At 72.7% G+C, this 18,649-nt stretch carries 15 protein-coding genes; 8 read left to right on the top strand and 7 right to left on the bottom strand.

Translation table 11 applies throughout. The features are described from left to right. The first annotated feature begins 78 nt into the window (after positions 1-78). The 3 genes from ACSMTC_RS13385 (at position 79) to ACSMTC_RS13375 (ending at position 3,621) form a co-directional block, all read left to right on the top strand. Entirely contained in the window at positions 79-951 is an 873-nt protein-coding gene (locus ACSMTC_RS13385) for an NAD-dependent epimerase/dehydratase family protein (RefSeq protein ID WP_436559908.1), read from the top strand. A 251-nt stretch (positions 952-1,202) separates the two neighbouring features. Continuing rightward, positions 1,203-2,462 carry a DUF445 domain-containing protein gene (locus ACSMTC_RS13380; protein WP_436559907.1) on the top strand — a complete coding sequence of 420 codons (1,260 nt, stop codon included), beginning with the start codon at positions 1,203-1,205 and terminating at the stop codon, positions 2,460-2,462. Positions 2,463-2,577: 115 nt separating this feature from the next. After that, positions 2,578-3,621 (top strand): adenosine deaminase, encoded by a 1,044-nt coding sequence (locus tag ACSMTC_RS13375; RefSeq protein ID WP_436559906.1) that lies wholly within the window; start codon positions 2,578-2,580, stop codon positions 3,619-3,621. On the opposite strand, the gene ACSMTC_RS13370 is transcribed toward ACSMTC_RS13375, so the two are convergent. The 3 genes from ACSMTC_RS13370 to ACSMTC_RS13360 form a co-directional block, all read right to left on the bottom strand. Then, a complete protein-coding gene (locus ACSMTC_RS13370) occupies positions 3,591-4,283 on the bottom strand; it encodes a YidC/Oxa1 family membrane protein insertase (protein WP_436559905.1) in 693 nt (230 codons plus the stop codon). The two genes, ACSMTC_RS13375 and ACSMTC_RS13370, sit on opposite strands and share 31 nt — an antisense overlap. Before the next feature lie 97 nt (positions 4,284-4,380). Further along, positions 4,381-4,674, bottom strand: a complete 294-nt coding sequence (locus ACSMTC_RS13365) for a DUF6412 domain-containing protein (protein WP_436559904.1) — start codon at positions 4,672-4,674, stop codon at positions 4,381-4,383. A gap of 226 nt (positions 4,675-4,900) precedes the next feature. After that, positions 4,901-5,977, bottom strand: a complete 1,077-nt coding sequence (locus tag ACSMTC_RS13360) for a Gfo/Idh/MocA family oxidoreductase (RefSeq protein WP_436559903.1) — start codon at positions 5,975-5,977, stop codon at positions 4,901-4,903. Between the two features lie 571 nt (positions 5,978-6,548). On the opposite strand from ACSMTC_RS13360, the gene ACSMTC_RS13355 reads away from it, so the two are divergent. The 3 genes from ACSMTC_RS13355 (at position 6,549) to ACSMTC_RS13345 (ending at position 9,334) form a co-directional block, all read left to right on the top strand. Next, complete coding sequence (locus ACSMTC_RS13355) at positions 6,549-7,328, top strand: HAD-IIA family hydrolase (RefSeq protein ID WP_436559902.1); 780 nt, start codon at positions 6,549-6,551, stop codon at positions 7,326-7,328. Positions 7,329-7,509: 181 nt separating this feature from the next. Beyond that, positions 7,510-8,223: a uracil-DNA glycosylase gene (locus tag ACSMTC_RS13350; RefSeq protein WP_436559901.1), complete on the top strand. Its 714-nt coding sequence runs from the start codon at positions 7,510-7,512 to the stop codon at positions 8,221-8,223. A gap of 136 nt (positions 8,224-8,359) precedes the next feature. Continuing rightward, a complete protein-coding gene (locus ACSMTC_RS13345; protein WP_436559900.1) occupies positions 8,360-9,334 on the top strand; it encodes a glycoside hydrolase family 6 protein in 975 nt (324 codons plus the stop codon). A 52-nt stretch (positions 9,335-9,386) separates the two neighbouring features. Here ACSMTC_RS13345 and glxA read toward each other — a convergent pair whose 3' ends face one another. Then, the gene (glxA, locus tag ACSMTC_RS13340) at positions 9,387-11,336 is read right to left on the bottom strand and encodes a radical copper oxidase GlxA (protein WP_436559899.1); all 1,950 of its coding nucleotides are present in this window, start codon (positions 11,334-11,336) and stop codon (positions 9,387-9,389) included. A gap of 58 nt (positions 11,337-11,394) precedes the next feature. Further along, complete coding sequence (locus ACSMTC_RS13335; protein ID WP_436559898.1) at positions 11,395-13,194, bottom strand: glycosyltransferase family 2 protein; 1,800 nt, start codon at positions 13,192-13,194, stop codon at positions 11,395-11,397. Positions 13,195-13,901: 707 nt separating this feature from the next. On the opposite strand from ACSMTC_RS13335, the gene ACSMTC_RS13330 reads away from it, so the two are divergent. Further along, positions 13,902-14,807, top strand: a complete 906-nt coding sequence (locus ACSMTC_RS13330; RefSeq protein WP_436559897.1) for an alpha/beta fold hydrolase — start codon at positions 13,902-13,904, stop codon at positions 14,805-14,807. A 77-nt stretch (positions 14,808-14,884) separates the two neighbouring features. On the opposite strand, the gene ACSMTC_RS13325 is transcribed toward ACSMTC_RS13330, so the two are convergent. Together ACSMTC_RS13325 and ACSMTC_RS13320 are read right to left on the bottom strand one after the other, a co-directional pair. Continuing rightward, entirely contained in the window at positions 14,885-16,150 is a 1,266-nt protein-coding gene (locus tag ACSMTC_RS13325; protein ID WP_436559896.1) for a polysaccharide deacetylase family protein, read from the bottom strand. 309 nt (positions 16,151-16,459) lie between these two features. Continuing rightward, the gene (locus ACSMTC_RS13320) at positions 16,460-17,056 is read right to left on the bottom strand and encodes a DedA family protein (RefSeq protein WP_436559895.1); all 597 of its coding nucleotides are present in this window, start codon (positions 17,054-17,056) and stop codon (positions 16,460-16,462) included. Positions 17,057-17,548: 492 nt separating this feature from the next. Here ACSMTC_RS13320 and ACSMTC_RS13315 point away from each other — a divergent pair, with 492 nt between their 5' ends. After that, positions 17,549-18,643 carry an LLM class flavin-dependent oxidoreductase gene (locus tag ACSMTC_RS13315; protein WP_436559894.1) on the top strand — a complete coding sequence of 365 codons (1,095 nt, stop codon included), beginning with the start codon at positions 17,549-17,551 and terminating at the stop codon, positions 18,641-18,643. Positions 18,644-18,649: the final 6 nt, after the last annotated feature.

Here is an 18,649-nt window from a genome sequence, read left to right as displayed (position 1 = left end):
GACACCCCCGCCCCCGGGAGGCCCTACGCTCAAGCGGTGGGTCGTGCCGTCGAGTTCACGCCGGGGAGGGTGTCCGTGATGCAGCAGCCGGGTCATGTGGTGGTGACCGGGGCCGCCGGGCTGGTCGGTTCGGCGATCGTGCGCCGCCTCAGAGCCGCGGGCTGCCCGGTCGTCGGCCTCGACCGCCGGCCGTCCCCCGACACGACCGTGGTGGCGGACCTGCGCGACCCCGCGGCCTGGCGCCACGCACTGCCCGGGGCCGGGGCGGTCGTCCACACGGCGGCCCTGCACGCGCCGCACGTCGGGGTGTGCCCGGAGGACGAGTTCCACGGGATCAACGTCACGGCGACCCGGGACCTGCTGGAGGCGTCGTCGGCCGCGGGGGTGCGCCGGTTCGTCTACACGAGCTCGACCTCGGTGTACGGGCACGCGCTGGAGCCGGTGGACGAGGCGGTCTGGGTCACCGAGGACCTCGTCTGCCGGCCGCGCGACATCTACGACGAGACCAAGCTCGCGGCCGAACGCCTGGTGCTCTCCGCGGCCGGCGCGATGAGCACGGTGTGCCTGCGCATCGCCCGGTGCTTCCCCGAACCGCCGGCGGTCCTGGCCAGGCACCGGCTCTACCGGGGTGTGGACATGGCCGATGTGACGCAGGCCCACCTGCTCGCCGTCCGGGGCCCCGGGGAGGCAGCCGGGGTGCTGAACATCGCGGGCCCGTATCCGTGGCGGGTGGAGGACGGCGGGCAGCTGCGGCACGATCCGGCCGACCTCATCACCCGGCGCATCCCCGAGGTGGCGGCCGGGTTCGGCCGGCACGGCTGGGCGTTGCCGACGTCGATCGACCGGGTGTACGTGTCGGCGCGGGCGGGCGAGGTGCTCGGCTACCGTCCCCGCCGCGGGGTGACGGCGCTGCTGGCCGGGGCCCGCACGGCTGACCACCCGCCCGCCTGAGGGACGCGGACCGTCGACGAGTGCCGTTCCTCCTTTCGGGTGAGACTCGCTCGCCGGAGCGCCCCGGGGAGGGCGGACGCCGTCGCCCGTGCCGCCCGCGGGAGTGACGGGACCGTACGGGAAGGACCCGGTGCGCCGGGGCCGGTGCGCGGCTCATCGGGCCCGGTGCAGGCGGAAGAGGCCGCCCGCGCAGGGCCGCGGGGCAGACTGTCCGGGTGAGCGTTGATGAGAAAGTCGGACTGTCTGCCGGAGTGAGCTTCACCGCAGCCGACGAGGAGAAGCGCCGGGGCGTCCGCCGGATGAAGCGGATCGCCACTGGCCTGCTGGCCTTCGTGAGCGTGGTCTACGCCCTGACGGCCTGGGCCGAATCCGCGGGCGCGGGTGCCTGGGCCGGGTACGTCGCGGCTGCCGCCGAGGCCGGGATGGTCGGTGCGCTGGCGGACTGGTTCGCCGTCACCGCGCTGTTCCGGCGGCCGTTCGGGCTGCCGATCCCGCACACCGCGATCATCCCGACCAAGAAGGACGCCTTCGGCCGGACGCTCGGCGACTTCGTCGGCGACAACTTCCTCTCCGCCCCCGTGGTGCGCGGCCGCCTCGCCAAGATCGGCATCGCCCGGCGGCTCGGCGAATGGCTGGCCGCGCCCGGCAACGCCGGACGCGTCACCACCGAGGCGGCGGCCGCGCTGCGCGGGGTCCTCGCGGTGCTGCGCGACGAGGACATCCAGGCCGTGGTCAGTGAGGCCGTCACCCGCCGCGCCGCCGCCACCTCCGTCGCCGAGCCGGCCGGGCGGCTGCTCGGCAAGGTGATCGCCGACGGCGGCCACCACGGACTGGTCGACCTGATCGCGGTCCGGGCGCACGACTGGCTGACCGACAACCACGAGGAGGTCGTCCGGCGGGTCACCCAGAAGACCCCCGGCTGGACGCCCAAGTTCATCGACCACCAGGTCGGCGAGCGGGTCTACAAGGAGCTGGTGCGCTTCGTCACCGAGGTACGGGACGACCCGCAGCACACCGCCCGCGGAGCCGTCGACAGCTTCCTCGCCGACTTCGCCACCGAGCTCCAGCAGGACCCGGAGACCATCGCCCGGGTCGAGCGGGCCAAGGCGGACCTGCTCGCCCGCGCCGAGGTCCAGGAGCTGATCGCCTCGTCCTGGGCCGCCGTCCGCTCGCTCGTGGTGACCGCCGCCGAGGACGAGGAGAGCGAACTGCGCCGCCGTATCCGCGACGGCGTACGGTCGTTCGCGCAGCGGCTGGCCACCGACCCCAAGCTGCAGGCCAAGACCGACGGCTGGCTGCAGGACGCCGCCCAGTACGTGGTGGAGACCTACCGCGAGGAGATCACGGCGCTGATCTCCGAGACCGTGGCCGGCTGGGACGCCGACGACGCCTCGCGCAAGATCGAGGCCAACGTCGGGCGCGATCTGCAGTTCATCCGGATCAACGGCACGGTGGTGGGCGCGCTCGCCGGGCTGCTGATCCACACGGTGACGGTGGTGTTCGGGTCATAGGCGCTCCAGGGCTCGACCCCCGGCGGGATTTGTCAGACAAAACCCCGGTGACGGGCGCTTCCCCCGAATCGTGGAATGATCCGAGGCCAGGCAGGTTCGAGCAGGGAGCAGTGGCGTGTCAGACGGTGGAAACGGGATCGAGGCGTTCATCGCCGGCCTGCCCAAGGCCGAGCTGCACGTCCACCACATCGGCTCGGCCTCGCCGCGGATAGTCGCGGAGCTCGCCGCCCGGTACCGGGGCCGGTCGAAGGTGCCCACCGACCCCGTCGCGCTCGCCGAGTACTTCACCTTCACCGACTTCGCGCACTTCGTGGAGGTCTACCTGAGCGTGGTCGACCTGATCCGCGACGCCGAGGACGTCCGCACCCTCACCTACGGCGTCGCCGAGGACATGGCCCGCCAGCAGATCCGCTACGCCGAGCTGACGATCACCCCGTACTCCTCGGTCAGCCGGGGCATCCCGGACGTCGCCTTCATGGAGGCGATCGAGGACGCCCGCAAGTCCGCGGAGCGGGACTTCGGCGTGGTCCTGCGCTGGTGCTTCGACGTCCCCGGCATGGCGGGGCACGCGGCCGCCGAGGAGACCACCCGGCTCGCGGTCGACCTCGCACCGGAGGGCCTGGTCAGCTTCGGCCTCGGCGGTCCCGAGATCGGCGTGCCGCGTTCGCAGTTCAAGCCGTACTTCGACCGGGCCCGGGCGGCCGGGCTGCGCAGCGTCCCGCACGCCGGCGAGACCACCGGACCCGAGTCGGTCTGGGAGGCGATCCGGGAGCTGGGCGCCGAGCGGATCGGCCACGGTACCCAGGCGGTCAGGGACCGGGCACTGCTGGACCACCTCGGCGAGCACCGGATCCCGCTGGAGGTCTGCCCGACCTCCAACATCGCCACCCGGGCCGTCGAGCGGATCGAGGACCACCCGATCAGGCAGATGGTCGACGCGGGCCTGCTCGTCACGGTCAACAGCGACGACCCGCCGATGTTCGGCACCGACCTCAACACCGAGTACGCGGTCGCCGCCCGCCTGCTCGGCCTGGACGAGGCCGGGGTCGCCGCCCTCGCCAGGAACGCCGTCGAGGCGTCCTTCCTGGACGAGGGCGGCAAGTCCCGACTGGTCGCCGAGATCGACGGCTACCTCGCTGGCTGGACCGCCAGGGGCTGAGCCGGCCGGGCGTCCCGGTGGAGGAAGGCGCGCTCGGCGACGGTCCACGTGGTGGTGGTGAGCAGGTAGATCCCCGCCGCCAGCGGTACCAGCGTGGCGAACAGCACGGTGCCGAACGAGAGGTACGGCAGCAGTGCCGCACCGGGCGCCGTGGGATCCGTCACCGCCCGGCGGGCGTTGCGGAACGACAGGTACCCGACGCCGGCCAGGGCCGCGTACAGCAGGCCGAAGACCAGCAGCTGGCCCTGGCCGTGCGCGGCGTTCACGTGCAGCCCGAGCGGTACGCCGAACACGGTGTGGTGCAGCAGGTCGTTGGGTGTGGTGAACAGCCGGTACATCACCGAGAAGAACGGCGCCTGGGCCAGCCCGGGCAGACACCCCCCGAACGGTGAGGCCTGTTCCGCGCGGTACAGCTCCGCCAGCTCGGCCTGCAGCTTCTCCGGGTGCTTGGCGTGCTTGCGCCGCAGCTCGGCGATCTTCGGGGCGAGCCGCGCCTGCGCCTTCTGGCCGCGCGCGGCGGCCCGGGCGAGCGGGTGCAGCGCGAGGCGTACGCAGACCGTGAAGACGACGATGGCGAGCGCGGTCGGGAGTAGGCCGGCGAGGGCCGAGACGACATCGTGGGCCAGGTGTACGGCGGGGTCGAGCAGGGTGAGGACGGACATGGTGGAGCGAGCCCTCCGGGGTCTCGTGGCACTCGTGGTGCCGGTGCTGAGAGGTCGGCGGAGGGCGGCCGCGCAGGGCCGTTGACAGGAGCGGGAGTTACGCGGCCGCCGGGGCCGCGCCGGGTGCCCTGGGCCGGCGGCGGCCCCGGGCGTCCGGATCACGCTGAGGGAGGAAGGCGGTCCGGAACGCGCGTCTGCGCAGCACTCCCGACCGTACGAGTGCCGGGGCGCCCGCCCCGAGCACGCGGCCGGTGGTCAGCACACCGGCGGCGACACCGGCCAGCAGCACCAGGGTCGCGGTGGCCGCGACCGCCGTCAGAGGGGCGGGGCCGACCAGCAGCTCGCCCGTCAGAACCCGGAGCAGGCCGAGCAGTGCGGCGATGAACGACACTGCGGGCCCTCCTTCCGGGCGGTGAACGGTACTCAGCGGCGATGGTACGGGATGGCCGGGGCGCGGGGAACCGTGAGGCCGACCGCCCACCCGGGCACCGGAGTTCCCCGGGCCCGCCGTCAGCGTCGCCCCGGGGCGCGGGGAGCCGCACGGGTCCATCGCGGGCCGGTCGTGCCCGCGGCCGACCGGGCAGGGCCCCGCGCCCCCGGGGAGTCGCTCCGCGCGGCTACTGGAGCGGCCGGACGACGTTGCCGGTGGCGGCGGAGGCGCGGGCGGCCTCGAGGACGACGAGGGTGGCGACGGCGTCCCGGGGATCGACCGGGGGCGGGGTGCCGTCGGCGAGGGCGGCGGCGATGCCGGAGTAGTAGGCGGGGTAGTCGCCCGGGTCGGTGGGGAGCGGGGCGGAGGAGTCGTCGGTGCCGAGGGTGCCGTATGCGGCGGGGTTGTCCGCGCCCCATGCGCCGCCGTCGTCGGGCCGCCGGCCCGCCCGCAGGTCCGTCTCCTGCGGGTCCATGCCGAACTTGACGTACCCGGCCGTGTCCCCGAGCACCCGCAGCCGCGGCCCGGCGAGCGGGGCCAGCGCACTGGTCCACAGCTGCGAGCGGACGCCACCGGTGTGGGTCAGGGCGAGGAAGGCGTCGTCGTCCACCACCGCGCCGTCCCGCCGGACGTCGACCTCCGCGTACACCGACTCCACCGGACCGAACAGGGTGAGCGCCTGGTCCACCAGGTGGCTGCCCAGGTCGTACAGGGTGCCGCCGGCCTCCGCCGGGTCGGCCAGTTCCCGCCAGCCCGCCTTGGGCTTCGGGCGGAACCGCTCGAACCGCGACTCGAAGCGGTGCACCCGGCCCAGCGCACCCGATTCCACCAGTCGGCGGGCGGTGAGGAAGTCGCCGTCCCAGCGGCGGTTCTGGAACACCGAGAGCAGCACCCCGGTCCGCTCCGACAGTTCGCAGAGTTCGCGGGCCTCGGCGGCGGTGGCCGCCAGCGGCTTGTCCACCACGGTCGGCAGGCCGGCGCTCAGCGCGGCCCGGGCCAGCGGGATGTGGGTGCGGTTGGGCGAGGCGATCACCACCAGGTCGAGCCGGTCCGCCTCGGCGAGCAGCTGCTCGGGCGTGTCCAGCGGACGGGCACCCGGGTGGTCCCGCTGCAACTGGGCCCGGCGATCGGGGTTGGCGGTGACCACCGCGTCCAGCCGCAGGCCGGGGGTGGTGGCGATCAGCGGGGCGTGGAAGGCGGAGCCGGCCAGACCGTAGCCGATCAGACCGACGCGGAACGGGGAGTGGGACGTGCTGCTGGTCATGGCGCTACTCAATCACGTGCCCGTCGGGCTTTCGCCCAGGCACGCGCCCGTCCCACCGCCCCCGGCCGGGCACGCGGCCGCCGGTCCGCGGGGACGGCCGCGCCCGGGGTGGGGCACCGTCCGCGGACCGGCGGGGTGGTGGACCCGGGTACCGGACGCGCCGGGGAGGGGGGATCGTGGGCGCGGGGCCGGTACCCGGGGGTCGGGTGAACCGCCGGACCGGTGGGGGCGGTTCGGCGGCGGCGCGGTGGGGGATCGCGCTGTTCCGTACGCTATCCATGTGCGGCAATGGAGTTGACGTCGAATCAGCTTGCTTAGGGGCCGCTTAAGCCTCCGTTGAGGCGGCGGGCGCCGGCCGGGGGCGGATGAAGGCTCCGGGCACGGCCGGTGGACAGTGGGGGCCGTCCGACGGGACCGGCCGCGGTCGGGTGCGCGGGCGGATTAGGCTGGAGGCGTTGGGGCAGCCAGTAGCACCCCCGACCGCCCGGTTGTGCCCGGGCGGACGGGTTCGCAGTTCCGTACGGGCCGGATTTCGTCCCTACCACCACGCACGACCTCTGGAGACATGCACGTGGCAGACCGCAAGCCCATCGAGTCCTGGCTGACCGACATGGACGGCGTCCTCATCCACGAGGGCACCCCGATCCCGGGCGCGGAGGAGTTCCTCCGGCGTCTTCGGGAGTCCGGCAAGCCGTTCCTGGTGCTGACCAACAACTCGATCTACACCCCTCGGGACCTCAGCGCCCGGCTGGCCGGGATGGGCCTGGATGTGCCGGAGGAGTGCATCTGGACCTCCGCCCTGGCGACCGCGAAGTTCCTGAAGGGGCAGCGGCCCGGCGGCACCGCGTACGTCATCGGCGAGGCCGGGCTGACCACCGCGCTCTACCAGGCCGGGTACGTGCTGACCGACAACAACCCGGACTACGTGGTCCTCGGCGAGACCCGCACCTACAGCTTCGAGGCGCTCACCAAGGCGATACGGCTGATCAACGCGGGCGCCCGGTTCATCTGCACCAACCCGGACGAGACCGGCCCGTCCACCGAGGGCGTCCTGCCGGCCACCGGCTCGGTCGCGGCGCTGATCACCAAGGCGACCGGTGTGGAGCCCTACTTCGTGGGCAAGCCCAACCCGCTGATGATGCGCGAGGCGTTGAACACCGCCGGTGCCCACTCCGAGACCACGGCGATGATCGGTGACCGGATGGACACCGACATCGTGTCGGGCATGGAGGCCGGTCTCGAGACCATCCTGGTGCTCACCGGACTCACCGACGCGGCGGACGTCGAGCGCTTCCCCTACCGTCCCGGCCGGGTGGTCGACTCGGTCGCGGACCTGATCGAACTCATCTGAGCCGGCCCCCCTCGGGCGGTGCGCCCTGCGCTCCGGAGGCAGGGCGGGGCCCGGAGGGCCGGCTGTCCGTGCCCGTCCCCGGCGGCTTTCCGCCGGGGACGGGCGTTGTCGGTGGGTCTGTGTAGCGTTCTCGGTGCAAGTGGACATGCGGTCCGGGCGCGGCCCGGTGGGAGGTTGAGTCGTGACGGAGCTGGCTGAGGTGGCCGTGGGCGCGGAGTTCGAGGTGCCGGAGTCCTGGCGCGAGGCGCTGGCGGGGGAGCTGGAGAAGCCGTACTTCGCGGAGCTGGCGAAGTTCGTGGCGCAGCAGCGGGCCGAGCACCAGGTCTTCCCGCCGAGCGGCCAGGAGTTCTCGGCGCTTCAGGCCACGCCCTACCAGGACGTCCGGGTGCTGGTGCTCGGTCAGGACCCGTACCACGACGACGGCCAGGCGCACGGCATGAGCTTCTCGGTGCTGCCGGGCACCAAGACCCCGCCGTCGCTGCGGAACATCTTCAAGGAGCTGAACGCCGACCTCGGTGTCCCGGCGCCGGACAACGGCTATCTGATGCACTGGGCCGAGCAGGGCGTGCTGCTGCTCAACGCGGTGCTGACGGTCCGTGCCCACGAGGCCAACTCGCACAAGGGCAAGGGCTGGGAGAAGTTCACCGACGCGGTGATCAAGGCGGTCAGCGACCGCGAGGAGCCCTGCGTCTTCGTACTGTGGGGCAACTACGCCAAGAAGAAGCTGCCGCTGATCGACACCTCGCGGCACGTGGTGGTGCAGGGGGCGCACCCGTCGCCGCTGTCGGCCAAGCTGTTCTTCGGCAGTCGCCCGTTCTCGCAGATCAACGAGGCGCTGGCGGGCTTCGGTTCGGAGCCGATCGACTGGCGGGTGCCGGACCTCGCGTCCGCCTGACGCTCTCCGCTCATTTCCCCAACCTCCCTTCGGCGCCCACTTGTTGGCGTTGTAGCCCCGGTCGGCACCGGCTGTGCGAAGCTGGTGCCGACCGTGCGGATGGGGAGGGGTGGCCGTGGGGCGCCTGGGGTGGCGAGTGGCGGCGACGACCGTACTGGCGGCCTTGTCCGCGGGTGTGGTGGCCGGGTGCGGCGCGGCGGCGCAGGGGGGCGCCCGGCCGGGGCCGGCCGGATCGGCCGGGCCGCTCGGGCAGCGGCCCGGGCAGGTCTTCTACGTCTCCGACCAGACCTCCGCCGCAAGGGAGTTGGCGAAGACCAAGGGGCCGGACGCCAGGAGCCTGACCAGGATCGCCGACCAGCCGTCCGCGCTCTGGCTCGGCGGTGAGGACGCCCGGGCCGAGGCCGAGGACCTGACCATCAAGGCCGCCGCGGCGGGGCGTACGGCGCTGATCGTCGCGTATGACATACCGCACCGCGACTGCGGCCGGTTCTCGGCCGGCGGCGCCGTCGACGCGGCCGCCTACCGGGACTGGACCGACCGGCTCGCCGCCGGTCTGGCCGACCGCGCCGCCTGGGTGGTCCTGGAGCCGGACGCCGTCGCGCACACCCTGGACGGCTGCCTGACGCCGGTGGCGGCCGGCGAGCGCTACGACCTACTGGCCTACGCGGTAACGGAGTTGAAGAAGCAGCCCAAGGTCAGGGTCTATCTGGACGCGGGCAACGCGGGCTGGCTCAAGGACCAGGACCGGCTCGCCGACGCGCTGCGCCGCGCCGGGATCGCCGAGGCCGACGGGTTCTCCGTCAACGTCTCCAACTTCTACACCACCGAGCAGAGTTCGGCGTACGGGGACAGGCTGTCCGCGCTGCTCGGCGGCAAGCACTACGTGATCGACACCAGCCGCAACGGCAACGGCCCGCTCGGGGACCGCGACTGGTGCAATCCGGCCGGGCGGGCGCTGGGTGAGGCACCGACCACCGAGACCGGGCGGCCGGGCGTGGACGCCTATCTCTGGATCAAGAACCCGGGCGAGTCCGACGGCGACTGCGGCCGGGGCGAGCCCAAGGCGGGCGAGTTCTGGCTCTCGTACGCCCTTGGGCTGGCCCACGGCTGACCGGGGGAGGCCGGAGGCGGCTCCCCGCCCCCGGCCCGGCCGCCGTCGAGGGTCAGGGCGTGATCTGGATCCAGCGCGCCACCGAGGGCGTCCCCTTGCGGTCGGTGGCGAAGAGCATGTACCAGCCCGGCGGCAGCAGGTCGGCGTTGCGCGGCAGCGAGAGGGTTATGCCGGTGGCACCGCGTGCGGTGATGTCCAGGGCGACCGAGCGCTGTTCGACGTCGGTGGCGTGGGTGACCGAACTCGGCCGGATCAGCTTGGCGGTGGCGATCCGGTCAGGGTCCGGGGTGGCCACGGTGATCTCGCTGCCTAGGCTCGCCCTGCCGGGGGCGGCGGCGATCTCGGGCCGGTCGCCGTGGTACAGGTACGCCGGGGAGTAGATCTCGATCCGCTGCTCGAAGGCGGCCGGCTGGGTGTCGGCCTTGTCGGCGAAGAGCGGGTTGGAGCCGAGCACCACCACCCGGCCGTCGGGGAGCAGCAGGGCCTCGGAGTGGTAGTCCCGGCCGACGGCGGGCGCGGCGGCGGTGGTGAAGGAGTTGCTGTCCGGGTGGTACGTCTGCGCCTTCAGCAGGTCGCTGCGGTGCTTGCCCCGGTAGTCGCCGGAGCCGCCGGTGGTGAACACGGTGTCGTCGGGCAGGATCACGCTGTTGAGGTACCGGGTGCCGCCGGCGGGCAGGTCGGGGCCCGGGACGAAGTGCGGCTCGGGCGCGCTCAGGTCGGCGATACCGGTCCGGGCGGTCGAGGCCGGGGACTCGCCGACCCCGCCGCCGCCGAGCACCATCACCTTCTGCGACTGCGCGGGCGGCAGCAGCACCGAGGACGAGGTCTCCAGCAGGTCCGGGTCGCGCAGGCCGTCGACGGTCTGGAAGCTGTTGTTCCCCAGGTCCCACAGGCCGGGGGTGCGGCCCTTGTCGGCCGGGCCGTAGCCGGCGTTGGAGCCGGAGTAGAAGAGCTTGCCGGAGGCGGTCAGGAAGAGCGAGGGGTAGGTCGGGAAATACCGGTCGGGCGCCTTGGACCAGGTCCTGGTCGCCGGGTCGAACAGCTCGTTGTCGTTGCCGCTGAGGATCTGGCCGGTCTCGTCCAGGCCGGAGACCGTGACCACCTTGCCGTCGCCGAGCCCGGTGAGGGTCGGGTACCAGCGTGCGTGGGCCATGTCCGGTACCTGCTCGTAGAGTTCGGTGTCCGGGTTGAACTCGTAGGCGCTGCGGATGCCCTGGAAGTCCTGCTTGTCCAGGGTCATCGCGCCGCCCATGCCGTAGAGGTTGCGGGCGTCGGCGCCGGTGAGGCCCTTGATCCGGTACTGGGCCGGGTTCCGGTCGACGTAGGAGGCGCCCTCGGCGACCGCCTCGACGAAGACCTGCCGCTCCCCGGCGGTGACGCTCACGCTGGTCCGTCCGTCGGCGGCCCTGGTGACCGTCTTGGCGGCGGCGGGGACGGTGACCGGGGCGGTGGAGGCGTACTCACGGCCGTCCGGGCCGGTGAAGACGGTGCCCTTGGCGAAGGTGCGGGGGGCGTCCGGGTTCTCGTTGCGGACCCGCATGGTGCCCGCGGCCTTGTTGACCGCGCCGTCCAGCTTCTCGTAGCGCAGGGTGCCGCCGGCCACCAGGACCTTGCCGTCGGGGAGCGAGGTGTGTCCGCCGCAGAACATGTCCACGGGGGTGGGTATCAGCTTGTAGGTGCTCTTCACCGGGTCCCAGAGCAGGGTCTTGAAGGTGCCGGCGTCGAAGGCCTGCTGGTCGTTGCCGGAGCCCGCGACGATCAGGATCTTCCCGGTGCGCAGCAGGGTGGCGTGGACCGCGTTGACCCGGAACCGCGTCGGCAGTTCGAGGGTCTGCCAGTGGCCGTACTCGGCCTTGTAGCCGGGCCGGTTGATGACGTAGTGGTGGTACTGGTCCCCGGCGAAGCCGAGGACGGCCGGCGCGTTCATACCGGCGACGACGAGTGCGACGGTGCTGCCCAGCGCGTAGCGCTTGGTCCGGCCGCCGGTGTGGCGGATCTTCATGGCTGGTCCCCCCAGTGGAGCCGGTGCGGGTGGTGTGGACGGCGCTCGGGGCGCCGGATCAGGCGTGGGCGCGGCGCCGGCGCAGCCGGTCGAAGGCCAGGATGAGCATCGGCAGCAGGCTGAAGAACAGCGCGATGCAGGCCCAGGCGCGCATGGCGACGTGGTCGTGGCCGGTGACGAAGGAGGCGGCCACCGAGCCGCCGAAGACCAGCACCCAGAACAGGTGGAGGCGGAAGGCGGCGAGCCGGTCGGGGCTGGCGGAGTCGCCCTTCGGGGTCACCACGAAGCGGCTTCTGCGGCGCAGCGCCGCCTGGAGCAGCGCGGCCGCGTAGACGGGGCCGCAGAGCGCGGACATCACCATTCCGGCGACTCCGGAGGAGCCGGCCGGCTCGTGCGGGCTGACGTTGTGCTTGCGGTTCCAGGTGTAGAGCAGCACCTGGAGGGCGGCGGCGTCGCTGTAGAGCATCATCCAGATCTCGGAGGAGACGTGCACGCCGGAGGCCCCGAAGCCGAGGTAGAGCACGCTGGAGACCCCGCCGAGCAGCCAGGTGAGCGCCGCCATCGGGTAGAAGCACACCATCAGCGTGTAGTTGAGCAGCCGGCCGGGCGACAGCCGCCAGGCGGCCCGCCAGTACTGGGTGAGGATGGTCTCGTAGGTGCCGCGGCTCCAGCGCAGCTGCTGCGAGAAGAAGTCCGTCCAGGAGGACGGTCCTTCGCCGACGGCCAGCACGTCCGGGGTGTAGACCGACTTCCACCTCGCGCCGGTGTCGGGGTTGCGGCGGCGGTGGAGCTCCAGGCCGGTCGCCATGTCCTCGGTGATCGAGTCGTGGAGCCCGCCGACGGACAGCAGCGCCCTGATCCGCACGGCGTTGTTGGTGCCGACGAACATCGGTGTGCCGTAGCGGTTCCCCGCTCGCTGGATCAGCGCGTGGAAGAGGAACTGCTGGCTCTCGGAGAACCTGGTGACGGCCGACGGCGAGGTGCCGTAGTTCCCGTACACCTGCGGGCCGACCACGAACGCGACGTCCGGGTCGCGGAAGTAGCCGAGCATCCGCTCGCAGAAGTCGGGCAGCGGGACGTGGTCGGTGTCCACCGAGACCCAGTAGTCGTAGTCCTCGCCGTGGGCGTCGAGCCAGCTGTTGTAGTTGCCGTGCTTGGTGCGTTCGCGGAACCGCCCCTTGGGCCGGTTCCACCGCCCGATGCCGTGGCGGCTGAAGTGGTGTACGCCCAGCTCGGCGCAGAGCCGCCGCATGGCCGGGTCGTCCCCCTCGTCCAGCAGCCAGACGTCGTACGGCCCGTCGTGCCGGACGTCGAGCGCGGCGGTCAGGGTGGCCCGGACCATCTCCGGCGGTTCCTTGCCCGGCACGCAGGTGGTGAGGAACGCGACCCTGGTGCCGGCCTCGGGCGTCACCGGGACCGGATCGCGGGCGACCAGGGTGGCGTGTGCGTTGGAGACCACGTTGACCAGCCGGAAGGCCTCGATCACCGCGATGATCGTGATCATCGCCTTGTCGGCGACGAGCAGCCACAGGTGGGTCTCGCCCGGCCGTACCGGCCAGTGCCCGGGCAGCAGCAGCCAGACCAGCAGCACCGCCTCGACCACGGGAGCGGCGATCAGCAGCAGTGCGGCGCGGATGCGGTGCGGCTCCTCGCGCAGCAGGCTGCGGTACCGGACCCGGTACGGCGTACCGGTGCCCGGCTCGGTCAGCGGTCCGGCGAGCCGGCTGAAGTGCTCGTAGTCATAAGGAGGTTCGATGCGGCCGAGTGCGCCCGGGTGTTCCTGGCGCCGCCGGTGGGACGGGTGGGTCCGGGTGTGCTCCGGTATGTGAGGTTGCGGGTGTGCCTCGGTTGTCGGCATGGCGGTGACTCCCCCCGAGGGCCGCGCTGCCGCGGCCCTGTTGCTGCCCCCTGAACCCGGTGCCGGCGGATCCCCCCGGACTCGCCGCCCCCAGCTGTGGTCTCCGGGGCGAAGCACGGCTGACGAGCCGTCGAAGCGGCGGCGGTCTCCCGGCCGTCACCGCTTCGGCTCCGAGCGAGCGTGCCGCGCTCGCCGGAGGCGTGGATTCCCGGTACCCGGCTCCGACTCGGATGTCGTGGCGAATCGGCCGGTCGCCGCGGTCGGGCGATGGGTTCGGCGGATTTCTCTGACTATTCGTCAACTCTCCTCAGCACCACGGAAGATCGCAACCGATCCTGTCGGCGACCTTGCTCGGGGGGTGAAGATCTGGCGGAATCGGTGCACTCGGCGGCTGATCAGTGCTATTGGCGGGTATTCGGATCCAACGGTGATACGAACAGTGGTGGCCGGGAGCGCGGGGGCGCGGTCCATTTGGCCGCTGCCGGCGCGCGGTCCGTCCGGCGCGTGACCGGCGGCCACCTTGACGGGCCGGGGGCGACCTCGGCGCTCCGCGCACACCCAGGGGTATGGCCGGCGGGCACACAGCGCCCTCCGCCGAAGCGGTGTCCTGCCACATACTGCGGTAGACCGGCCCCGCCTACCGTTCCGGCAGCCGGTACCGCGGTACCCAGGCCCCAGACCGCCCGACTCCCGGAAGGTGGCGCCACGTGAGCCCCGAGCCCCCCGAGTGCGAAGAACTGTCCGTGGCCGTTCCAGGCGGAGACCTGGCGGTGCTCCGCTGGCCGGCCACCGTCCCCGACGCACCGACCGTGGTGGCGGTGCACGGGATCACCGCCAACGCCCTGGCCTGGAGCCAGGTGGCCCGCCGAATCGCGGGCCGGGCCACCCTGATCGCCCCCGACCTGCGCGGCCGGGGCGCCAGCCGCGGTGTCCTGGGGCCGTACGGCATCGGCCGGCACGCCGACGACCTGGCCGAGCTGATCCGCGCCCTGGACCTGGGCCGGGTCAGGCTGGCGGGTCACTCCATGGGGGCGTACGTGGCCGCGCTGACCGCCGTCCGGCACCCGGCGCTGGTCGAGCGGCTGCTGCTGGTGGACGGTGCGGTCAGCTTCCCGCTGCCCGCCGGCGTGGACGCGGACGACGTGCTGGCCGCCGTGCTCGGACCGGCGCTCGCCCGCCTGTCGATGACCTTCCCGGACCAGGAGGCCTACCTGGCGTTCTGGCGCGGACTGCCGGCCTTCGCCGGTGAGTGGATCGCGGACTACGACGCCTACGCCCTCCGGGACCTGACCGGCACCGGAGGGGAACTGCGCTCCTCGTGCGTCCCGGAGGCCATCCGGGAGGACGGCCGGCAGGTCCTGCTCGACGCCGACGTGACCGGCGCGATCCACAGGCTCCCCTGCCCCGCCGAACTGCTCTGGGCGGAGCGCGGACTGCAGGACGAGCTCCAGGGCCTGTACGACCCGGTCAGGCTCAAGAACGCGGCACTCGACCCGGCCAGGGTGGTCCAGTCACCGGTTCCCGGGACCAACCACTACACGATCCTGATGGGCCGCCAGGGCGCGGCGGTCGTGGCCGGCCGGCTGCTGGCCGGGGAGCCGGTGCGCCGCTGACCCGCGGACCGGGGCGCGGCGGGCCCGCCGACGGGTCACCCGCCGCGCCCCGGCCCCGCCGCCTCAGCCCGCGGCGATCACCCGGCCGAGCCCAGGAAGCTCTCCCAGCCGCCCGCCGGCTCCTTGCCGACGCCCAGCGTCCGCAGCTTCCGCAGGGTGGACTGGTCCTGGACCTCCAGCCACTCCACCAGCTGGCGGAAGGAGACCAGCCGGACATCCGGCTTGCCCGCGATCGCCTTGAGGGTCTCCTCGACGGCGTCCATGTAGATGCCGCCGTTCCACTGCTCGAAGTGGTTGCCGACGAAGAACGGCGCCCGGTTGGTGGTGTACGCCCGGTCGAAGCCGGCCAGGTACGCCTCCTTGGCCTGGGTGCGCCACTCGTCGTACTTCCCCGGGTCGCCCTTGGTGCTGCCGCTGGACTGGTTGGCCAGGATGTTGTAGTCCATCGACAGCACCTGGAAGCTGTGCCCGGGGAAGGGTATGCCCTGCAGGGGGAAGTCCCATATCTTCCCGTCCTGGACCTTCTGCGGCCAGATCTGCTGGCCGCCGGGCGAACTGGCGTCGTACTTCCAGCCCAGCTTGGCGGCGGTCGGCAGCAGCGCCTGCTGGCCCTCGAGGCACGGGGTGCGGCCGCCGATCAGCTCCTTCCGGTAGTCGAAGGGCAGCGGGTCGACGTCGGTGAAGCCGGTGTTGGTGCGCCACTGGGTGACGAACGAGACGGCCTGCTCGATCTCGCTCTCCCAGTCCTCGGGGCTCCACTTGTTGACCCCGTTGCCGTCCGAACGGGTCGAGCAGAAGTGCCCGTTGAAGTGCGTGCCGATCTCGTGCCCGGCCAGCCACGCCTGGCTGATCAGCTTCAGGGTGCTCTTCACCGCCCCGTCCGACAGGTACGGGATGTCCGAGGCCCCGACCGAGTGCTTCGGCGGGTGGTAGAGGTCGGCCTTGCTCTTCGGCAGCGCGTAGATACCGGAGAGGAAGAAGGTCATGGTGGCCTTGTACTCCTCGGCCAGCTTGAGGAACCGGGGGAACTGGCCGTCGTCGGTGCCGCCGGCCCCGTCCCAGGAGAACACCACGAACTGCGGCGGGCGCTCGCCCGGCGCGAGCTTCTGCGGCTTCGGCTGGTTGGGCTGGGGCCCGGTGTCGGAGGTCGAACCGTCCCCGATCGGGGTGCCCTTGGCCGCGGGCGAGCCGGACGAGCCGGGCGTACGCCCACCGTTTCCGCCGTCGCCCTGGCCCTTCGCGTCCGAACCGGCGCTGCTGCCACTCGAACAGGCCGTCACGGCTCCCACTGCCGCGGTGGCGGCCGCGGCGCTCAGCACGGCCCTGCGCGAGATGGTGGTCATGGTCTCCCCTGCCGGTTGGCGTCCGAGCCCGGAAAAAGTCCGGAGGCCCCGGCGGGGCATCCGGACGTCCAGGAGAAAACGGACAATGCTGACTATTTCCTCTTCAGGATGTCATGGGTCCAGACCACCGACCAAGGGGCCCTACCCACTATTGGCCATTACGCGGCGAGCCATCGCGTGGATGCGGTCCGCCGGTCACTGTTGCAGTCCTGAGACACTTCACCCGTCCGTCGGCGCGGACATCCGTGCAGGTGGGGGCTGGTGGGACGGGTGCGAAGGAAGGGCTGACGGCGAGTCGGAAGGCCGGCGTCAGAGGGCCGGCCGGCGGCGCCGGCGGCGGATCACCCGGGCGACGGCGGTGCTGATCGCGGTCGCCGCACAGCAGGAGACGGCCAGGCTGAGCCACGCCGTGTCGAACCAGTGGCTGTTGAGCCAGCCCAGCGTGACGATGTACCCGGCCCAGACCACCGCGGCCAGCGCCGACCAGCGCAGGAAGCTGCGGGACTGGTCGGGGGAGTACCCCACGGCGAGATCGAGGACCGTGCGCCCGGCCGGTACGAAACGGGCGACGACCACCATCGCCGCGGTGGCCCCGGGGCTCCGGCCCGACAGGCTCTGCTGGACGTGCTCGACGCTGGCCGCCAGCTGCGGCTTGCCCGCCAGCCGCCGGTCCACCAGCGACGCACCCCGGCGGGCCAGCGACAGCAGCAGGAGATCGCCGAGGAAGGAGGCGAGCGCCACACCGAGCGCCAGGAACACCGGGGCCCCAGCGACCTGCGAGGTCCTGAGCACCGCCAGGACCACCAGCGTTCCGCTCGGCAGGAAGGGGAGCAGTGCGTCACCGAGAACGGCGAAGAGCGCCAGGACGCATATCCACGCAGGGCCGATCAGCGCTATGGCACCCAAGGTCGTTCTCCCTCCAGCCGGCCCGGAGGAACAGGTGGCTCGGGGAACAACGCTAGCGCTTCGACATTTCATGCCATGAAGCACCCCCGCCGTGGGCGGGATCACAGGTGCGGGGGGGCCTGGGCGTTCGCGCCCGGGAATTGGGAGAGCCCCCGGAGCGGGGTGCCGCTCCGGGGGCTCGTCGGGGTCAGTCGGAACTGGTTCAGCCCGCCTGCCTTGCCGATGGGTGAGGACCGTGTGAACGGCTCTCACTGATCAGTAAGGTTGCCCGAAGCCGGGCCGCCCGCGCGACCCGTTCTCCTGGCGACTTCCGGCGTTGGCGAAGAGTCGCCATGCTCATGCGGTCCGCCCCGCCGCTCACACCGTACGGCCGGAGCCGGGCCGCTCCCGTGCCCGGCACCGACCCGGGGAACAGGCCGCTGTGCCCGTGGGTTGACCCCCAGGCGGGATCGGACTCCCGCAACCGATCAGGTCGAGCAGGAGGAGCGAGGCATGACCACCGAGGACGAGCAGGGCACCGGCGCGGCACGGGCCGACGGACCGGCGCTCCCCGACCCGATCCGCGGCGTGGTCCGGGGCACCGCCCCCGCGCCGCTCTCCATCCTCGATCTGGCGACGGTCGGGGAGGGCTACACGCCCGGCGAGGCGCTGGCGGCCACCACCGAACTCGCCCGCAGCGCCGAGAGCTGGGGCTACCACCGCTTCTGGGTGGCCGAGCACCACGGCATGCCGGGAGTCGCCAGCTCGACGCCGGCCGTGCTGCTCTCCCACCTGGGCGCCCACACCCGTACGCTGCGGCTCGGCTCGGGCGGTGTCATGCTCCCCAACCACGCCCCGCTCACCATCGCCGAGCAGTTCGGCCTGCTGGAGGCCCTGCACCCGGGCCGGATCGACCTCGGTCTCGGCCGCGCCCCCGGCACCGACCCGGCCACGGCCGCGGCACTGCGCCGCGGCATCGCCGAGGACGCCGACGAATTCCCCCGCCGGCTGTCCGAGCTGACGCACTTCCTGGACGGCGACTTCCCGGACGGCCACCCCTACGCGCGGCTGACCGCGGTGCCCAGGAGCGAGAGCCGTCCGCCGATCTGGCTGCTGGGCTCGTCCGGCTTCAGCGCCCAGCTGGCCGGCCGGCTCGGCCTGCCCTTCGCCTTCGCCCACCACTTCAGCGCCGCCAACACGGTTCCCGCGCTGGACCTCTACCGCGCCAGCTTCCGCCCCTCCGCCGTACTGGACGAGCCCTACGCGCTGATCGGCGTCGGTGCGGTCGCCGCCGACACCGCGGCCGACGCCCGGCGACTGGCGATGTCGGGAGCGCTGGCCATGCTGCGGCTGCGCCGCGGCACCCCCGGGCTGATCCCGACCCCCGAGCAGGCGGCGGCCTACCCGTACAGCGAGGTCGAGGCGGACTTCCTCGACAGCTGGCTCGGCAACGTCGTGCTGGGCGCTCCCGGTGAGGTGGCCGACGGCCTGGAGGCGCTGCGCAAGCGGACCGGCGCGGACGAACTCATGGTCACCTCGCACATCCACGGCCACGAGGCCCGGATCCGCTCGTACGGCCTGATAGCCGAGGCGTACGGCCTCGGCTGACCGGGC

Origin of the sequence: Kitasatospora sp. HPM-01-4, from assembly GCF_051374625.1 — a bacterium.
Taxonomy (GTDB): domain Bacteria; phylum Actinomycetota; class Actinomycetes; order Streptomycetales; family Streptomycetaceae; genus Kitasatospora.
The sequence above is the reverse complement of the archived record's forward strand: the minus strand, read 5'-3'. Positions and strand labels throughout refer to the sequence as shown.

What these genes read in the sequence shown, in the direction of transcription:
- ACSMTC_RS13385 (WP_436559908.1), top strand. Translation starts at nt 79, where the DNA reads ATGCAGCAGCCGGGTCATGTGGTGGTGACCGGGGCCGCCGGGCTGGTC.
- ACSMTC_RS13370 (WP_436559905.1), bottom strand. Translation starts at nt 4,283, where the DNA reads ATGTCCGTCCTCACCCTGCTCGACCCCGCCGTACACCTGGCCCACGAT.
- ACSMTC_RS13360 (WP_436559903.1), bottom strand. Translation starts at nt 5,977, where the DNA reads ATGACCAGCAGCACGTCCCACTCCCCGTTCCGCGTCGGTCTGATCGGC.
- glxA (WP_436559899.1), bottom strand. Translation starts at nt 11,336, where the DNA reads ATGAAGATCCGCCACACCGGCGGCCGGACCAAGCGCTACGCGCTGGGC.
- ACSMTC_RS13335 (WP_436559898.1), bottom strand. Translation starts at nt 13,194, where the DNA reads ATGCCGACAACCGAGGCACACCCGCAACCTCACATACCGGAGCACACC.
- ACSMTC_RS13325 (WP_436559896.1), bottom strand. Translation starts at nt 16,150, where the DNA reads ATGACCACCATCTCGCGCAGGGCCGTGCTGAGCGCCGCGGCCGCCACC.
- ACSMTC_RS13315 (WP_436559894.1), top strand. Translation starts at nt 17,549, where the DNA reads ATGACCACCGAGGACGAGCAGGGCACCGGCGCGGCACGGGCCGACGGA.